Source organism: Cytobacillus kochii (assembly GCF_044790165.1).
GTDB classification, from domain to species: domain Bacteria; phylum Bacillota; class Bacilli; order Bacillales; family Cytobacillaceae; genus Cytobacillus; species Cytobacillus kochii.
This window is the reverse complement of sequence record NZ_CP085254.1, coordinates 4365075-4383998: the sequence shown is the minus strand read 5'-3', so window position 1 is coordinate 4383998 and position 18924 is coordinate 4365075. Positions and strand designations below refer to the sequence as shown.

8 protein-coding genes are annotated in these 18924 nt (G+C 35.7%); 7 read left to right on the top strand and 1 reads right to left on the bottom strand.

All coding sequences use genetic code 11. The annotated features are described in order from the left end of the window. Positions 1-10: 10 nt before the first annotated feature. From LG276_RS22285 to LG276_RS22255, 7 genes are read left to right on the top strand one after another with little or no spacing between them, the layout of a single operon-like run. Positions 11-8152 (top strand): amino acid adenylation domain-containing protein, encoded by an 8142-nt coding sequence (locus tag LG276_RS22285; RefSeq protein ID WP_404292936.1) that lies wholly within the window; start codon positions 11-13, stop codon positions 8150-8152. A 4-nt stretch (positions 8153-8156) separates the two neighbouring features. Then, a complete protein-coding gene (locus LG276_RS22280) occupies positions 8157-12140 on the top strand; it encodes an amino acid adenylation domain-containing protein (RefSeq protein WP_404292934.1) in 3984 nt (1327 codons plus the stop codon). Then, on the top strand, positions 12109-13602 hold the full coding sequence (locus tag LG276_RS22275; protein WP_341108246.1) for a lyase family protein: 1494 nt from the start codon (positions 12109-12111) through the stop codon (positions 13600-13602). Before LG276_RS22280 ends, LG276_RS22275 begins: the two co-directional genes overlap by 32 nt. Beyond that, positions 13595-14518, top strand: coding sequence for a kinase (locus tag LG276_RS22270; protein WP_224936822.1), 924 nt, complete (start codon positions 13595-13597; stop codon positions 14516-14518). The genes LG276_RS22275 and LG276_RS22270 overlap by 8 nt, the downstream gene beginning before the upstream one ends. Then, complete coding sequence (locus LG276_RS22265) at positions 14512-15567, top strand: cysteine synthase family protein (protein WP_341108248.1); 1056 nt, start codon at positions 14512-14514, stop codon at positions 15565-15567. Before LG276_RS22270 ends, LG276_RS22265 begins: the two co-directional genes overlap by 7 nt. Further along, positions 15545-16783, top strand: a complete 1239-nt coding sequence (locus LG276_RS22260) for an ATP-grasp domain-containing protein (protein ID WP_404292932.1) — start codon at positions 15545-15547, stop codon at positions 16781-16783. The genes LG276_RS22265 and LG276_RS22260 overlap by 23 nt, the downstream gene beginning before the upstream one ends. Further along, complete coding sequence (locus tag LG276_RS22255) at positions 16764-17819, top strand: GntG family PLP-dependent aldolase (protein WP_341105379.1); 1056 nt, start codon at positions 16764-16766, stop codon at positions 17817-17819. Before LG276_RS22260 ends, LG276_RS22255 begins: the two co-directional genes overlap by 20 nt. On the opposite strand, the gene LG276_RS22250 is transcribed toward LG276_RS22255, so the two are convergent. Next, on the bottom strand, positions 17806-18816 hold the full coding sequence (locus LG276_RS22250) for a helix-turn-helix domain-containing protein (protein ID WP_251162348.1): 1011 nt from the start codon (positions 18814-18816) through the stop codon (positions 17806-17808). The two genes, LG276_RS22255 and LG276_RS22250, sit on opposite strands and share 14 nt — an antisense overlap. Between the last annotated feature and the right edge of the window lie 108 nt (positions 18817-18924).

Sequence of the window (18924 nt, the reverse complement as noted above, 5' to 3'; positions counted from 1 at the left end):
AGGGTGGATTATGGATATAACGAAGAAGGGTTCATCATCAATTGAAATAAATTTTCCGAATAGTGATAAATGTATACATGAATTAATTGAACTGCAAGCGATTCAAACACCTAACCTTCCTGCAATTATTTTTGAAAACAAAGCTATGTCATATGCTGATTTAAATCAAAAAGCAAATCAGTTGGCAAATTATCTACTCAGTGAAGGTCTTCAGCCTGAAGAACCTGTACTTGTATGTTTAGATCGTTCCTTTAATATGGTAATCACGCTTTTAGGTATTTTAAAAGCAGGAGGCGCTTATGTGCCGTTAGATTCAGATTATCCATCAGATAGGCTGTCATATATGGTGGAGGATATTCATTCGCCATTTTTAATTACCTCAAAAGAAAAAGAAAACTTATTTATAGCAATGAATAAATTAATAGATAAAAAAATTCTAGTAGATGAGGAGAAATGGAGAGTTCACTCTGGAGAATCCCCTTTGGTACAAGGAGATAACAATCGTTTAATGTATATTATTTACACTTCGGGCTCAACAGGGAAACCTAAAGGAGTGGCAAATACACATCAAGCATTAAACAACCGCTTACAGTGGATGCAGAATGAACATGTCTTAGGAACTGCCGATAGAGTACTCCAGAAAACCCCGTACAGTTTTGATGTTTCAGTATGGGAAATCTTTTTGCCATTAATGACCGGTGCTGCTATCGTATTGGCTAAGCCAGGAGGACATAAAGATCCCACTTACTTGTTGAATGTAATTAAAGAACAGAACGTAACAACCATACATTTCGTCCCGTCCATGTTATCTGTCTTTCTTGAAGTAATTCCAGCTAAACAGAAAACATCATTGAAAAGGGTGATTTGCAGTGGTGAAGCCCTAACAAAGAAAATTGAATTAGATTTTTTTTCTAAATATGAAAACACCAATTTATATAACTACTATGGTCCAACAGAAGCAGCAATAGATGTTTCATTTTGGAAGTGTACAGGTGATGAAAGTGAAAGAGTTGTACCTATTGGTTATCCGATAAGTAATACTCAACTATATATTTTAGACGAAAACCTCGCACCAGTTGTTCCTGGAGAGACTGGGGAATTATATATCGGAGGGATTGGCCTTGCAAGAGGTTACTACAATCGAGAGGAATTAACTAGACATTCCTTTATACATCATCCAAATAAAGAGAGGGGCCGTTTATATAAAACAGGGGACTGGTGTAAGGAAAGGTCAGACGGAGCAATAGAATATATAGGGAGAAAAGATTTTCAAGTAAAGGTTCGTGGTTTTCGAGTTGAACTCGGAGAAATTGAAGCTTCTCTAGAAAAAAGAAAAGAAATAAAAAGGTGCATAGCAACACCGTGGGACCAATCTGGAGAAATGAGTATAGTAGCATATGTGCAATTTAGTAAAGGTTTTGTGCTCGAGGAGTCTGAATTGAGAGATGATCTTAATACTAAGTTGCCTGAACATATGATTCCTTCCGTATTTATAGAAGTGGAATCTATCCCATTATCATTAAATGGAAAAGTGGATAGGAAGAAGCTACCAACGCCTTATAGAAGCAATATAGAAAGTGTCCCTGCCAATATAACAGAGGAAAAGGTGGCTGCGATTTGGAAACAACTTCTAAGCTTAGAGGTTGTTGATATGGATACGCCTTTTATCAAATTAGGTGGTAACTCTCTTTTCGTAGCAAGGTTAGTAGGAAGAATTAATGGAACATTTAACCTTTTCCTTACTTTAAAAGATGTTTTTGAAGCAAAGACGATAAGACAATTATCTATTCTCATAAATGAAAAGTATCAGGATGGTAAAAATGAGGAGTTGGCATGCAAAGAAATACAGAACGGCGAACCATCTTGCCTATCAGATGCACAAAAACGTTTATGGTTTTTAAATAAATTGGAAGGTGACAGTCCTTTATATAATTTACCTCATTATATAGAAATCAATGGACTCTTGGATACTGTTGGTTTAAAGGCGAGTCTTCATCAAACATGTATAGAAAATGATATTTTTTCCTACCGGTTTGGTGACAAGGATGGAGAACCTTACCAATATAAAGATGTCATTGAAGGTATAACTGTATCGGAAGTTGATCTGTCAGACTACCCATTAGAATTGGCAAGAGAACAGGCAGTTAATTTTATGAAGATCGATGCAAAAATTCCTTTCTATATACAAAAAGAAAGGGTTTTTCGATTCAAGCTTTATAAATTAGCAAAAAATACGCATATTTTTTATTTTAATTTTCATCATATCATTTCAGATGGTTGGTCTGATCATGTTTTTATTCAAGCGCTCTTTAGACATTATCAATCATTTATGCAAGAAAAAGAATTGAAAGAAAAAACGAAGGTAACATACCAAGATTATATTTCAATGCAATCTGCCCATTGGAATCAGCCATATATGGATGAGCAACTTGCCTTTTGGAAAAAGGAACTAGAAAAAGAGCAACCGATAGTAAACTTATCAGCTGGTAAGCAAAAGCAATCCAATTCAATGCAAGGAGAAGAAATTACCTTTTCATTACCAGAAGGAATAATAAAGGAGCTAAAAAACTATTGCAAGCATAAGGATGTAACGGTGTACACTGTATTTTTGGCTATTTATATTATATTTCTACATAGACTTTCAGGTGAACATGATATTTCTGTAGGGTCCCCTGTGGCCGGAAGAAAGCAAGCAAATTTTGAAGACATTATTGGCTTATTTGTTAATACGGTTGTGATACGAAATGAAATAGATAATGATAACAGCTTTGAACAATTCTTAAAGCAGATAAAAAATAAAGCGATGAATGTGTTTTCAAATGATGATGTTCCTTTTGAAAAGGTTGTTGAAGAGGTTAGGCCTAATAGGAAGTTGTTTGGAAGTCCTTTCTTTCAATATATGTTTGCTTTTGAAGAAATGCCAAATACAGATGTTACAGTTGAAGATTTAAACCTCAGCCCCATTAAATCTGTTTTTAATGGTTTATCGAAATTCGATTTAACATTATTTATTAAAAAAGAAGGGGCAGAATATCTAGGCAAGTGGGAATATAGAAGTGATTTATTTAGTGAAAAGATTATGAAGCAATATAACAATATCTTTCTTCAAATCCTTCAATCGGTGATGGAAAACACGCAAATCAAAATTAAAGATATTTCTATCATCAAGGAAGAGAGTAAAAGGGAGTTAATAGTAGATTTAAATAATACGAAGGTGGATTTTCCTAACTGTTGCCTACATGAGCTTTTTGAAGAACAGGTCAAAAAAACGCCTTCTGCTACTGCAGCAATCTTTGAAAATGAGATTTTAACTTATGAAGAACTAGATAAGCGCGCCAATCAATTAGCACATGTTCTGATAGAAAGAGGTGTGAAACCTGATCAACCGGTAGGGTTAAGGATGGATAGGTCCTTGGGGCTTGTGGTTGCTATGCTTGGTATTTTAAAGGCAGGAGGCGCCTATTTGCCAATCGATAAGGAAGCACCTGTACAACGTGTGTATAGTTTATTGAAAAGTGCTAAATCAATTGTTTGTATCACAGATGAAAAGGGATTAGCAGCTACAAATACTACATTTATAGAATATGAATTAATAGATTCTTTCAGTACCTACAAGAGTGAAAAGCCAACGGTGAAAATATCTCCAGATCATTTGGTATCTGTATATTATACTTCGGGATCCACTGGCACCCCTAAAGGAGTGAGTAGTACACATAGGGGTTGGGTTAATCGTATGTGTTGGATGCAAAATAAACATAAACTACAAGAAAATGAAGTAGCCTTGCAGAAGACAACTTTAACTTTCGATGATTCAGCAGTAGAGTTTTTCTGGCCATTGATGATAGGAGGAGCAGTCGCATTCATTCCTCCAGGTGCACATCGTGAACCGACAAGTATTATCGAATATGCAATACGATACAAGGTGGCTCTGCTACAATTTGTGCCAAGTATGCTCAAGATGGTTATTGAGGAAATCACACCTTTGCAGAAAGAGAAATTATCTAATTTAAGGGTTGTTGTATCTAGTGGTGAGGCATTAAAGGCTTCATTGGTCAAAAAATTCTACGAAAAAATGCCTGGTAAATTATTTAATTCCTGGGGAGCAACAGAGGTATCTATTGATTCAACGTGTTATGATTGCACGCCTGATGACGAATTTGAAACAGATATTGTATCAGTTGGACGCCCTATTGATAATAATCGGGTATACGTGCTTGATCATCAATTAAATCCACTTCCATATGGGGTTCCAGGAGATCTTTATATAGCTGGCATTGGTCTTGCCAGAGACTATTTGTATGACCCTAAAAAAACAAATGAGTCCTTTGTTGCTGATCCTTTTTTTGAAGGGGAGAAGATGTATAGAACAGGGGACAGAGGATATTTAAATGAACATGGCGAGATTATGTTCCTCGGAAGAGATGATAATCAAATTAAAATTCGAGGAATGAGAGTAGAACTTGGAGAGATAGAAAGTAGTATTGCAGCTTTAGATTTTATAAAAGAAGCCATTGTCACTGCAAATGGACAGCAATTAAGTTGTTATTACATTTTAAATGTAGGTGAAGATAAGCAGGCTGTTGATATAAGAGAACATCTAACAGAACACTTACCTTCTTATATGATACCTGCCTATTATATGAAGTTAGAGAGTTTTCCGCTGAATGCAAATGGAAAAGTAGATAGAAAAGTTCTTCCTCAACCCAATGCGGAACATCTTATGATTAATCAGGATTACGCAATCCCTGAAAGTGAGATAGAGAAGAAAGTAGCAGATATTTGGAGTGAAAGATTAGGCATTGATTCTGTTGGACTGAATGATCATTTTTTTGAATTAGGCGGCCATTCCTTATTAGGCGTACAGATTATCTCGCAAATAAACAAAGCCTTTCAAATCTCTTTAACCGTACGATCATTATTCGAAAATCCTACAGTTAAACAATTATCCAATTTGATTCAAGCTTCTACTTCTATTTCAGAATTGTCACCGATTGTTAAGGTAGCAGATAGACAAGATTGGCATCCTTTGACTGATGCACAGCAAAGAATTTGGTTTTTAGAAAAATTAAATACAGATAATACGAGTTATAACCTTCCGCTTATCTTAAAATCAACTGGCAGGTTTGATATAAATCGTTTAAATGATGCAATAAACAAACTTATTATTCGGCATGAATCATTGAGGACTCAATTTTTAGAAATCGATGGTTTTCCTTTTCAGAAGGTCATTCCTGGATATGAACAGTGTGTGAAGGTTATAGAGGCAAGTGAGGCTACTTTACAAGAGTGCATTAATCTTGAGATGAAAATGAAATTTAACCTAGAAGACCCGCCGTTAATTAGAGGAAGTGTTTTGCGATGTGAGGAACGAGATATCTTCGTACTAATACTTCACCATATTATTTGTGACGGTTGGTCTATAAATGTACTAAAAAATGAGCTTATTCAAGTTTATATGGGGAATGAGGATTGTTTTGCAGAAGAGCCAATTCAGTATTTAGATTATACTTATTGGTTGTCTAATAAGCAGAGTAAAATCCAACATCAACTAGAATATTGGAAAAAGATATTTAATGAAGATATTCCAATTATTCAGCTTCCAATGGATCATTTAGAAAATAACACAAGATATAATCATACGATTCACAAAAAAATTGATTTGAATAAAGCCAATGAAATTAGGGCTTTTGTTAGAAGCAATAAAGTAACCCCATTTATGTTTTTCTTGAGTGCATTTTATGTTCTTTTATCCCGCTTAAGTGGGCAAAAGGAAATTACTCTAGGTACACCGATTATTAATAGAAGTAATACCGAATTAGAAAAGGCAGTAGGGTTATATTTAAATACGCTACCACTTAAAGCGGATATCAATGAGCATTTGAGTTTTACCGAGTTTTTAATGAAGACAAAAGCAATTGTCTTGGGCGCATTCGAAAATCAAGATATTCCTTTTGAACAAATTGTTGAGGCTGTTCAACCTGAAAGAAATATAGACCGGAATCCGTTATTTGACATATTAATAAATTATCGGAAGTTTGAAGAGCAAAAAACGTTCAGCGTTCATGGTGAGGAAATAGCTGAACTAGAAGTAGCGGATATAACGTCTAAATTCCTGATGACTTTATATATTGAAGAGACAGCAGATCAATTTAAATTCAGTATAGCTTATCAAAATCATTTATTTTCAGTGGAGCGAATGGAAGACTTTTTTGAACAATACTTGAGTCTATTAAATACTTTTATCGCTAACAAAGAACAATCGATCCTACGACCGAGTTTAATGACGGGAAAATCAAAAAAAATATTGCCTAACCCAGAGAAACCACTGTACAAAAAAAGCTATCCTTCTGTTACCGAACAGGTTGAATATTGGGCAAAGAACACGCCCGAGAAAATCGCCGTGGAAGAAGGTAATAAATTTTACTCGTATACGCAATTATCTAATTATTCTAATAAAGTGAGCATTGGTTTACGAAGATGTGGCATTAAACCAGGGGATGTTATTGCTATTCAAGGCAAAAGAAGTTATTCGATGATAGGCACAATCGTAGGTGTATTAAAGGCAGGCGGAACGTTTTTAAATATTGATAATGACCTACCTGCACAACGGGTTACTCAAATGATTGAGCAGTCGAAAGCTAAGGCAATTATTCTTACTGACAATTTAGGCATTCATCAGAGCGTTTTTTCAATTAGTACTCTCGCTACATACCATGTAGATGAGTTTGTTAATAGGTTGGAGAATTCAAGAAGTATGAAACCTATCAATCATGACAATGCTTATATATTCTTTACTTCAGGTACTACAGGTCAACCGAAAGGAATATTAGGATCTCATAATAGCCTTTCACATTTTCTCAATTGGCAAAGAAACCATTTTAGTGTCAGTAATGAAGATAGAAGTGCCCAGCTGACTCATACAACGTTTGATGTATACTTACGTGATATATTTTTACCGTTAACAAGTGGATCTACAGTTTGTGTACCTGTAGAGGATGAGGAGGAAGATATTTTTCATTGGCTCAATGAGAAAAAAATCACGCTCCTTCACGCTGTCCCGTCTATTACCATGCACTGGTTTAGAAGCGGTTTGAAGATAAAATTGCCTTCATTAAGGCACATATTTTTTGCCGGTGAACCGTTACCTGATTATTTGGTAGAGAAGTGGAGAGAGGTAACAGGTGCCCAGGTCAATAATTTTTACGGTCAAACGGAAACAACTTTAGCCAAGAGCAGTTGTCCCATCGATTCAGCATTACAAAGTAATACAGTAATGCCTATTGGTAGCCCTATTTCTGATGCTCAACTTCTTATTGTGAATAAAAGTGGTGATCAATGTGGAGTTGGTGAAATGGGTGAAATTACAATAAGAACACCTTATATGTCTAAGGGCTATATTAATTCCCGAGACAAGATATTTGAACAACATAAATGGTCAGGTTCTTCAGATGATGTGTTATATAGGACAGGTGATTTGGGGAGATATCGTCCAGATGGATTAATTGAGATTTTGGGTAGGAAAGATCATCAAATAAAAATAAGAGGTGTAAGAGTAGATAAGAATGAAGTAGCAGCGGCTATTGTTAATGAAACTCAAATTACTGATTGTGCAGTAATAGATGTAAATACAGATGACGATGTTCACTTAATTGCTTTTGTCGTAGTAAACAAGGAAATGTTTAATCCGAATGAACTACGGATTCGGCTGAGAGAAGTACTGACATTGTCGATGATACCTAACAAATTTATATCCATACCAGAAATTCCTGTTACGAAAAATGGAAAAGTAGATGTATTGAAGTTAATGGCTTGGTCTAGTCAACAGGAACACACGGGCTCTTATTCTTTTCAAACAAAAATGGAAAAGGATATGAAAAGAATATGGGATCATCTTCTACCAGGAAAAGTGATACGTCCCGATGACAATTTCTTTGAATTGGGTGGCTATTCTTTGCTAATTGTACGTATGATTGCCGCTGTAAAAGATGAAATCGGCAAGGATTTATCCTTAATTGATATTTTTAAATACCCTACGATACGAAGCTTAACGGCCTATCTTTCTCTAAAAGCAGGTCAAAGTGATAATAAGACCGTAGCTGTGAGAAAAGTTGAGCGAATAAAAAGAACAGTTACTTATAGTGGAAAGGAGTGAAAAAATGGACGAGTCATTAGAAGAAAATGTGTATCTTCTCCCGGCTTCTTTTGGACAAAAGAGAATATGGTATTTTGAAAAGTTATTTCAAAAGAGTCCAACTTATAATATTCCTTTTATCTTTAAGCTTAGTGGTAGATTAAATGAAAACATACTAGAACTTTCAATTATGAAAATGATTGAAAGGCATGAAATATTTCGAACGACATTTCTTGAAGTGGATGGAGAGCCAGTACAAAAAGTTTCTGTCTCTTCTCCAACTTTTAAATTGATAATGAAAAATAAGCAAGAAATTGAAGAAGAAGTAAAGTTAGAAGAGTATATACAGAGCTTTGCAAAAAAAGCATTTGATATCGAAAAGGGTCCTCTCATTAATTTTGAATTAATTAAAATCGATGAGCATTTTCATTACTTTCTTTTTAATGTACACCATATTATTTATGATGCGTGGTCCTTAGATATATTCAAAAAAGAACTTTTAAATATATATACCCACTTAGAAAAAGGGGATGAGCTTCAAATTAGCGATCCTGAATATCACTATGCGGATTTTGCTAATTGGGAAAGTGAGTCACTTCTTGATGGGAAACTAGAACAGAGTATTGGCTTCTGGAAGGAATACTTGAAAGATGCTTCTCCCTTTTTACAATTACAAGCTGATTTCCCAAGACCAAGAGAACAAACCTACAGCGGCAACAATATTAGGCTATCTTTTCCTAACGTGTTGGTAGGAAAGGTAAGGGAGTATACTCAAAAGAGTGGATCCACAATGAACGCCTTTTTTATGGCAGCCTATTTTATTTTACTTTATAGATATACCGGTCAAAAAGATATTGTCATAGGTAGTCCAATATCTAATAGAAAAGCAGCATTTACCGAAGATATGATTGGATTTATTGTTAATACACTTCCTATCCGTATGTCTTTAAAACCCTATAGTAAATTTTCATCCGTATTGAAAAAGACAATCAAATCTTTTCTAAATGTATACGAAAACAGTACGGTTCCATTTGAGAGAATTGTCCAAGAGGTTAACCCCAAAAGGGAAAACTCTTATCATCCGATATTTCAGGTTCTATTTACTTACCATGAGCAAGGAACAGAAGGTGAACAATGTTTAAAGGTCGAGTATGAAAAAATTAATACAGGTACATCAAAGTTTGATAAGGTCCTGTATATAAATGCTGAAGGAAATCAAGCATATGCAGAAATTGAGTACAACCCTGATATTTTAAGCAAGCAATCAATGGAAAGGTTCATTAATCATTATATTCAATTAGTTCAAGATATTATGGCGGATCCTAATAAGCCAATATCTAAATTGAGCTTTATGAGTAAACATGAAATTGCCGAATTAACAAGCTTTAATATGAAGGGAAGGCCGCCATCTTATATCCATGATAGGATTGCCTATCACTCTCTTTATAAGCCAAATGCCTGCGCTGTCAAAACAGATTCAGGCAGTTATACTTTTGCAGAATTGGAGAGAAAGAGTAATCAGATTGCAGCCATAATAAGAAGAAACGGTAGTAAACAAGGGAGCATAATAGGTCTTTCGATGAGTCGGACTTTAGATCAAATAGCGGCAATATTGGGAATTATCAAAAGTGGGTGTGCGTATTTACCAATTGATCCAGCGCTTCCTGTAAACAGGATGAATTATATGCTTAGTGATGCAAATGCCCCGCTTTTGTTGACTGATAAAGTAGTGAATCAACATGGGTTCCCTTATCAGATTATAAACATAAAAGAGGCAATGCAATCAGAGCTGGATAAACCACTCCTGTGTTTAAAGGAATTGCCTCCAGATGAGATGCTAGCATATGTAATATATACATCGGGTTCATCCGGCAAACCAAAAGGAGTTAAAGTTACACATGCATCATTGCTCAATCATATTGATGATTACTTAGAAGTGTTTCCTTATCAAGAAAGTGAAAGGGTCTTACAAAACATAAATTTTACTTTTGATGCGTCAATAACCGAAATATTTGGTTCGCTGATAGGAGGAGGTACATTGGTTCTCACGAAACAAGAGAATCAATTTGATATCGCTTATTTAGCGAATTTAATGTATCAAGAAAGAGTCACGAGAGCACAGCTGTTTCATAGTTTAATAGATAAATTGAATGATCAATCTCTATTTAATAATAATGACTCGCTTCGACTGGTTTTCACAGGAGGTGAAGCACTCAATAGGAGAATAGTAGAAAAATTCTATGGGTCGATTAATATCGATGCAACACTAGTCAACTTATATGGGCCAACAGAAGCGACTGTTGCGGCAAGTTATCATATATGTAGTAAAACATACCCTAACGTAACGATGCCAATAGGGAAAAACTTTGGAGGTTACCAACTAATAGTATTAGATGAGAATCTTCAACTCGTTCCTAAAGGCGTTGAAGGAGAATTGTTTATTGGTGGTCCAAGTGTATCACAGGGGTATATTAACAATGAAGAGTTAACAAAAAACACATTTATTACTTTAGATGTAAGTGGAAAAAATCAAATGTTTTACAAAACAGGGGACATTGTGAAGCAACTGGCAAACAATGAGTTTTTGTTTATATCAAGGAAGGATTCCCAAGTAAAGATTAGAGGTTTTCGAATAGAATTAAACGAGATAAAAAGTACAATTCTAGATTACCCTGAGATAACAGATGCTGCAGTCGTTACACATATAAATAATGGAGAAAATCAAATCTATGCTTTTCTTGTTAAAAATAAAGATAGTCAAATAATAGCTGCAAACATAAAACGGAGACTGCAACAAGTGCTTCCGCATTATATGGTACCAGCATCCTTTGTTTGGGTGGATGAAATTCCCCTCTCCTCAAATGGTAAACTTCTCGTCAACGAATTGCCTTTTGAGCGAAATGACCTTGTGAGCAAAGTGAAGTTAATGCCAAAGAGCCATGTGGAAATCAAACTTTGTCACATTTGGCAAGAGGTATTAGGTATTAAAGAATTGGGGGTTAAAGAGGATTTCTTTGATCTCGGTGGTTACAGTATAAAAGCCATTGAAGTAGTTGCTGCCGTTCGAAAAGAGTTTAATATCAGTATGACGATTTCTGATTTATTTAAGTATAGAACGATTGAACAATTGAGTGAATTTATTGAAGATGGCAACAAAGTGAAAGTTGATAATAATGTAGTTGTTTTAAAGCAATCAGATACAACTCACCCCCCATTATTTTTGATTCATCCTGGAGGTGGGGGGGCACTCTGTTATATGCCTCTCGTGAAAGATATGTCTATAAATCTTACTATATATGGAATAGAATCCATTGGATATGGAGATAATCAGCAACCATTAAGTACTATACAAGAAATGGCAGTTAAATATGTGGAGGAAGTATTAAAAATTCAAACAGAAGGTCCGTACAGAATAGCTGGTTGGTCCATGGGTGGGACAATTGCGGTAGAAATGGCAAGAATATTAGAAGAGCGAAACTATCATGTGTCATCAGTGATACTTTTTGATGCTCACCCTTTTCATAACTTGCAGTCAGTAACTAATAGGGATCCATTGATCGTATGGGCACATAGTTTAGGGATGGACTTAGAGGCATTTAGTCAACTTTCAAATAAGGATAAATATGCAGAAGTCTTAGAGAGAGCGATTAGAAAAGGTGTACTACCTAAAGGCTCAGAACAAGAGGATGTCAAAAGAATCATTGAAGTAATGGGGCAGAATAACATTGCATGTGAGTCGTATAAGTTTGTTCAAGAAATTACTTCAGATTTAATTCTTTTTAAATGTCAAAAGATTGATGAGACTCAGCCTCATGCACTTGTAGATGAAAACATTTGGCGGAATAGGACGTTAGGCAAGGTAACGGTCATACCAGTTGATGGTAATCATAATAATTTACTGGAATCTCCACATTCTGTAGTAATAGGAACAATGATGGATCAATTATTATCGTTAAAGGAGATGAAGCAAATTGAGAATGACAGGAAGAGTCAAGAGTCCCCCGCATGAAATCATGAATAAGCTTATATTATATCCGCAGCTATTGTTTGAGTCAGAAAACTATCTAGAACATTATCTTTCTATTGAAAAAGTGCTCATAAAATCTTATGAAGAAATGAATTTAATTAATACAACAGATGCTGTAAAACTCTTAGAAAGCGTAGAATCTGTACAAAAAGAAAATATTATTAAAAGCGCCTATTCTAATATGAATGATATTGCCTTTTCTATTGAAAAGGCAATTGATGAGAACTTGGGTAAGCCAGTATTAAATTGGCATTTAGACAGAAGCAGAAATGATTTACAGGCATGCGGACAGTTAATGTATGCAAGGGATTCATGGATCAGTCTCATTCAAAAATTTCAAAAGCTCTTGATAGAGTTATGGGCACTGGCTTCTAAGTACAAAAGGACGATTATGCCAGGCTATACACACTTTCAAACGGCGCAGGTGATGAGTGTAGGATTCTATCTGACTGCCATAAGCCGTCATATACAGAAGACATTAGAGAAAATGGTTCTTTGTTTGGAGTCTATAAATGAAAGTTGTCCATTAGGCTCTGGGGCAATGTCAGGTCAGGAGTATCCATGGGATTTGGAAATGATGGCAAATGATCTAGGTTTCGATTCATTTGGTGGACATGCTTTAGTATGTGTGGCATCACGGGATTGGATCTTAGAAATAGGAGAGAGTCTGGCATTCTTTGGTGTGAATATGAGCCGTTTCATGACAGATATGATGAACTGGGGGAGTAGTGAATATCAATTCCTTCATTTTCCTGATGAACTAGTAGGTATCTCTTCCTCCATGCCACAAAAAAGAAATCTTCCTATACTAGAGAGAATTAGAGGAAAAACAAGTCATCTAATTAGTTATTATCAGGATTTTATGTTGGGTCAACGGAATACACCCTTTAGTAATCTAGTGGAGGTTTCAAAGGAATCATCGAGCAACCTTCCACGGCTTTTCCAAACAGCAAATGACATTGCTGATCTTCTGCTACTTATTTTTGAGAATATTGATTTCAACATAAATAAGATGAAAAAAAGATGTGAAGAGGATTACCTTGGTGGATTTACGTTAGCCAATTATTTATCAGCTAAAGAAGGCATTCCTTATCGTAAGGCCCAAGTCATTTCAGGTGAATTCATCACCTTAGCAATCAATGAGGGAATTGCGCCAAAAAAACTACCTATTTTATTATTATCACAAGTCTGCGAGCGGTATGGCTATAAACAGCTTCAGATGAATCAAGCTACTTTAGTTGATATATTTGACCCAGAAAAGGCTTTGTTAGTAAAAATTACAGCCGGCTCTGTTCATCCTGAAGAAGTAAATGAAATCATAGAGTGTCAGAAAAGGCAAAACGCAGAGTTTATTCGTCGTTTTAATCGGATAACAGAAAAGGTGACCGAGGCAAAGCAGAGATTGAATAAATGGGTGCCCGGAAAGGAAAATGTAAATGATTAAGGAAGCCAAAATGGTATGTGATAACGAAGTGATTACCGGTGTTGGTAGAGCATGTGGTACCTTTGGAGAATTCCTACAAGGGATCCTACCAGATAATCAGGAATTTTTAGTCACTTTTCCGATTAATCGGTTTTCGACTTGCTATTTTAACTCATCCCCATCTGCTCAAGAGTTAGAAGTTTTTCCTCCCCATAAGAAAAAAACTAGACAATTAGCTATTAATATTTTGTCTTATTTTAACTTACCTACAGGAGGAAGACTGGAAATAGATAGTGAGCTTGTTGAGGGGAAAGGGTTGGCGAGCTCGACTGCTGATATGGTGGCAGCTATAAGGGCAATAGAAGACTGTTACCCAATTAAGATTCCTATTTATCTTTTAGAAGAGATGATGAGAAGAATTGAGCCCTCCGATGGCATAATGTATGAAGGCGTTGTGTCTTATTACCATCGCGAAGTTAAGATCAGAGGCAACTTTGGTAGTTGTCCACCATTAACCGTTCTTGCAATTGATGAAGGTGGGGTAGTAGATACAATTGAGTTCAACCACCAAATTAAACCATTTAATCAAAAAGAAAAGGTAGAATATGAACGTCTTTTACAACAGGCAGAAGGTGCTATTGTAGTAGGCGATGTGAACTTACTGGGGCAGGTAGCGACAAGAAGTACAGAGATGAATCAAAAGGTTAGACCGAAATTGTTAATAGATAAAATGAAAAGAATTAATCAAGAAATAGGAGGGATTGGTATAGTTACAGCTCATAGTGGTACTTATATTGGAGTTTTACTATCGGATACGGATCCCAATTATATAGATAAATTGAAAAAGGGTATTGAAAAGTTTAAATCCTTTGGACTAAGTGCTGAAGTCTTTCACTCCCTACCCTCTACAAGAGAAGGCGGGGGGTGGCTTTGGTGAATGATAGTATGATCAATCTGATAGGTAGGACACCAGCAGTCAGGCTACGGCTTGAAGCAAATAGTGTCGCACCGGTTTATGCAAAGTTAGAGATGAATAATCCTTTTGGTATGAAGGATCGAGTAGCAAAAAAGGCAATTTATGAAGCAATCAATGCGGGAATTTTAAAACCTGGAGGCGTCATTGTAGAAAGTTCTTCAGGTACATTGGCTATGGGAGTTACATTAGTAGGAACGTATCTCGGCTATGATGTGCATATTATTACGGATCCACGTATTGATCAGTTAACGTTGGCAAAAATGAAGGCTTTGGGAGCCCATGTTCATATTGTAAAAGAAATGGAAGAGGAGGGAGGGTGGCAAAGGGCGAGACTTAATTACCTTCATCGCTTTATGGAATCCCATCCCAATGCCTTTTGGCCAAGACAATATGAAAATCCTAATAACCCCCTTGCTTATGAGGATTTGGCCAATGACTTAATCAATGATATCGGTAGAGTTGATTATTTGGTAGCGGCAGTGGGAAGTGGAGGGTCCTTATGTGGAACGGCTAAAGCTTTAAAAAAGGAGAATCCCTCATTAAAGGTTATTGCAGTAGATGCAGTAGGAAGTGCGATTTTCCAACAAAAAGATCAGCCCCACAGACTGCAAGGAGGATTGGGGAATAGCTTGAAGCCGCAAAATGTTGATTACTCCATAATAGATAGTGTGCATTGGCTGAATGATCAGGAAGCTTTTTCATGGACTCTAGAACTTGCTAGACATGAGAAGATATTTGCTGGAAATAGCTCGGGGAGTGTTTATGCTGTAAGTAGATGGCTAAGTACACAAGTCAACAAAGACAATGTGATTGTTGGCATTTTTCCAGACAGAGGGGATCGCTATTTTCATTCAATATATGATGAGAAGTATTTAAGGAAACACGGTATCTTCAGCAATTGTTTAAACATGAATCCTGTCGAGGAAAAGGATATTAAGGATGTGTGTAATTGGTCATATACCCATATCAATCGAGGGGAGAAAGTGAATGAAGAAGTTGCTGTTTATTGAATCTAATACGACTGGTACAGGAATGCTGGCACTGGAAAAAACGGTGGAACTAGGGTTAAGGCCAGTGTTCATAACAAATAATTCTAGCCGTTATGAGCAATTGACATTAATTGATTGTGAGGTTGTTATAGCAGAAACGAATGATTTAGAAGGTTTGAAACATACAATTTTGAATCACTTTGCAATAGAAGAGATTGCAGGTATTACAACAACAAGTGAATTTTATATTTATACTGTCGCATGTTTGAATCGCTTTTTTCATTTTTCTGGGAATTCGCCGGATACAATCGAAATTGTAAGAAATAAGTCTGCTGTTAGACAGGTATTAAGAGAATGCTCAGAAGTCTATCAACCATATTTTAGATTAGTAGAATCAGAGCAAGACTTAGAATTATTAAAAGGTGAACTTATTTATCCAGTCATTGTAAAGCCAATTGATGATAGCGGGTCCAATTTCGTACGTAAATGTATGGACTATCCATCATTATCTGCATATGCAAAAGAGATAATGAGAATTACTCATAATGTCAGAGGTCAAATGAAAAAACAAGGAGCTTTGATCGAAGAGTATATAGAAGGGCAAGAATACAGCGTAGAAGTTTTTTCCGTTAAAGGTAAACATCATCTGATAGGAGTGACAGAAAAACAATTAAAGAAGGGCGATTTTTTTATAGAAAGTGGTCATGTATTTCCAGCTAGGATAGATGAAAATCTTAAAGGAATAATTGAAAAAGGGGTTTTACTTATTCTTGAAAGTTTACATTGGAAATCAGGACCTGCTCATCTAGAGATAAAGATAAAAGATAATAAAGTATTTTTAGTGGAGTTTAATGGGAGACTTGCAGGAGGTATGATACCTGAACTTATAAAATATGCAACTGGAGTGGATCTGCTTAAAGAACAATTAAAGAATGCATCAGGAATTGAACCGATAATTGAGAAAAAAAAGTCTTTAACTGCAGGTATCAAATTTTTAGTGCCTAGTGTGTCAGGGGAAATAAAAGAATTGCATAATGTTACATCTCATAGTGATATAAAAGAGATTCGTTATTCTAAAGTACCTGGTGACTATGTAAAGAAAGCGGAAAATGCGTATGGCCGAATAGGTTATATGGTGGTAGCCTCACAAACTTATAGTGAAATGAAATGTTTATTGGATGGTTTTGAACAATCAATGCGAATTGAGGAGTGTGTACATGATCAATTATTTAAGTGATACAATTACGTTGCCAACAGATGCCATGATGCAATCAATACAAGAAGCAAAGCTAGGTGATGATGTCTATGGGCAGGATGAAACAGTAAATCATCTTGAAGAATTTGCTGCAAAGTTAACAGGGAAAGAAGCGGCCTGCTTTATGCCAAGTGGTACAATGGCGAATTTAGCATCTATCATGGCATACTGCCCAAGAGGAACAAAAGCACTTGTTGGCGATGAATCTGATATCTATATTTTTGAAGCTGGAGGAGCTTCCGTTTGCGGGGGGATTATGTACGAACCTATTCGTACACAGTCAGATGGAAGTCTCTCTATAGAAGATTTAGCCAACGCAATTCCAATTGATAAGAACGATCCTCAATTTGCTCTGCCGGCATTAATTTGTCTTGAGAATACACATAACAGGTGTGGAGGGAAAGCGTTAAGCTTAGATTACTTAAGTAAGATAAAGCGTTTTGGGGATGAAAATCATATTCCTATCTATATGGACGGGGCCCGTGTTTTTAATGCAGCTCTCTCATTGGGTGTCGATATAAAAGAGATTACACAGCATGTGGACTCTTTACAATTTTGTTTATCAAAAGGATTATCGGCACCTGTAGGCTCGATTGTATCAGGAACAAAACAACACATTAACGAAGTACGAAGAATTAGAAAAATGTTGGGTGGAGGAATGCGCCAGGCGGGAATTTTAGCAGCTCCCGCCTTGGTGGCCCTTCAAACCATGATAGATAGACTGACAGAAGATCATCAGAAAGCGAAAAGACTTGCGAAAGAATTAGAAGCGATTGATGGGATTGAGGTTGAAACAAAGGATGTACATTCAAATATAATCATGTTCAAAATCAATAATGAAAATTTCACTTGGAAGTCATTTCTTGAGGCTGCAGAAAAAAATAATGTAATATTTTCTGAGATGGGATATGGTAGAATACGAGCGGTTATTCATAGACATATTACAGATGACGATATCACTTCAACAATTAAGATCATAAAAGAGATACTACACTCTACTATTATTAAATCCTACTAGCATACTGTTTTTTAGTATGCTTTATTTCTTTTTTGATGGCGTTAGATATTTCTTGATCATTAATTGAATCTGCTATGCTTAATGCTTTGTTAACATGTAACTCACCATTTCTGGAATCCCCTTTTAAATAGTGAATTTCTGCAAGGGAGTGTAGTGATTGGCTACAGAAAGCATATTTCCTTTCAAAAGAAAATATATTTACTGCTTCATCGAAGTATTGTTGGGCGATATCTAAATCGTTTTTTCGCTTATGTAGAATGCCCAATAGATATCTTACTTCTCCTGCACAATAAAATAAGTGATTAGATTGTAAGTAGTACTCTAGGCGATAACAAATATCAAAGCATTCACTATCTCTATGATTTTCATAGTAAAGACAGGCCAGATTATAGGCTACTCTAGGGAAGAGGGACTTATCCTCAATATAGGGACTATTTTCTAAAGCTTTGTATGATGAGCTAAAAAGACGAAGAGCCTCTTTTAATTTATTTTGTTCCAAGAGTAATAATCCAAGAGAATTCGTTATATTAATATCTATTTCGTTAATAATTTTACCGTTTTGGATGAGTTTTCGTAGCAGTATTTCAGCCTTTTCAGGGTTTTGATCTCGTTTATGATAAAGAACTGCCTCAATCCAACTTAGAAATCTGAGGAATTGTCGGTTGTTTAATAAAGGGTTGTTATTAGAGAAATTTTTTGCCTCTTCATAGTGGTATTGTAAAGTGATAAAATCTAATTGATAGAGACTCTCACGGCAAAGCCTCTTAAATTTTTGTACGTAGGATATAAGTTCTGCTTCATCATTATCTGATAAAATGTATTCAATAGGGATATTAAGTTTCATGCAGATCTCTTTCAATATATCCAATCTAGGCAGTTGCTGTCCTTTTTCGATACGATATAAAGTGGATTCATCACATATATTATCAGCTAAATATTGCCTAGAAAACCCGTTTTTCTTTCGATAAAAGGCAATTTTTTCACCTGTTTTCTCCAAAAGACCAATCCTCCTAATGAAATATGTCTAAATATTGCGTAAATACATATACATTTTAACAAATTTTTGGGTGATAATGGTATTAGATAATCAAAAGGAGGGGAAAAA

What these genes read in the sequence shown, in the direction of transcription:
- LG276_RS22285 (WP_404292936.1), top strand. Translation starts at nt 11, where the DNA reads ATGGATATAACGAAGAAGGGTTCATCATCAATTGAAATAAATTTTCCG.
- LG276_RS22280 (WP_404292934.1), top strand. Translation starts at nt 8,157, where the DNA reads ATGGACGAGTCATTAGAAGAAAATGTGTATCTTCTCCCGGCTTCTTTT.
- LG276_RS22275 (WP_341108246.1), top strand. Translation starts at nt 12,109, where the DNA reads ATGACAGGAAGAGTCAAGAGTCCCCCGCATGAAATCATGAATAAGCTT.
- LG276_RS22270 (WP_224936822.1), top strand. Translation starts at nt 13,595, where the DNA reads ATGATTAAGGAAGCCAAAATGGTATGTGATAACGAAGTGATTACCGGT.
- LG276_RS22260 (WP_404292932.1), top strand. Translation starts at nt 15,545, where the DNA reads ATGAAGAAGTTGCTGTTTATTGAATCTAATACGACTGGTACAGGAATG.
- LG276_RS22255 (WP_341105379.1), top strand. Translation starts at nt 16,764, where the DNA reads ATGATCAATTATTTAAGTGATACAATTACGTTGCCAACAGATGCCATG.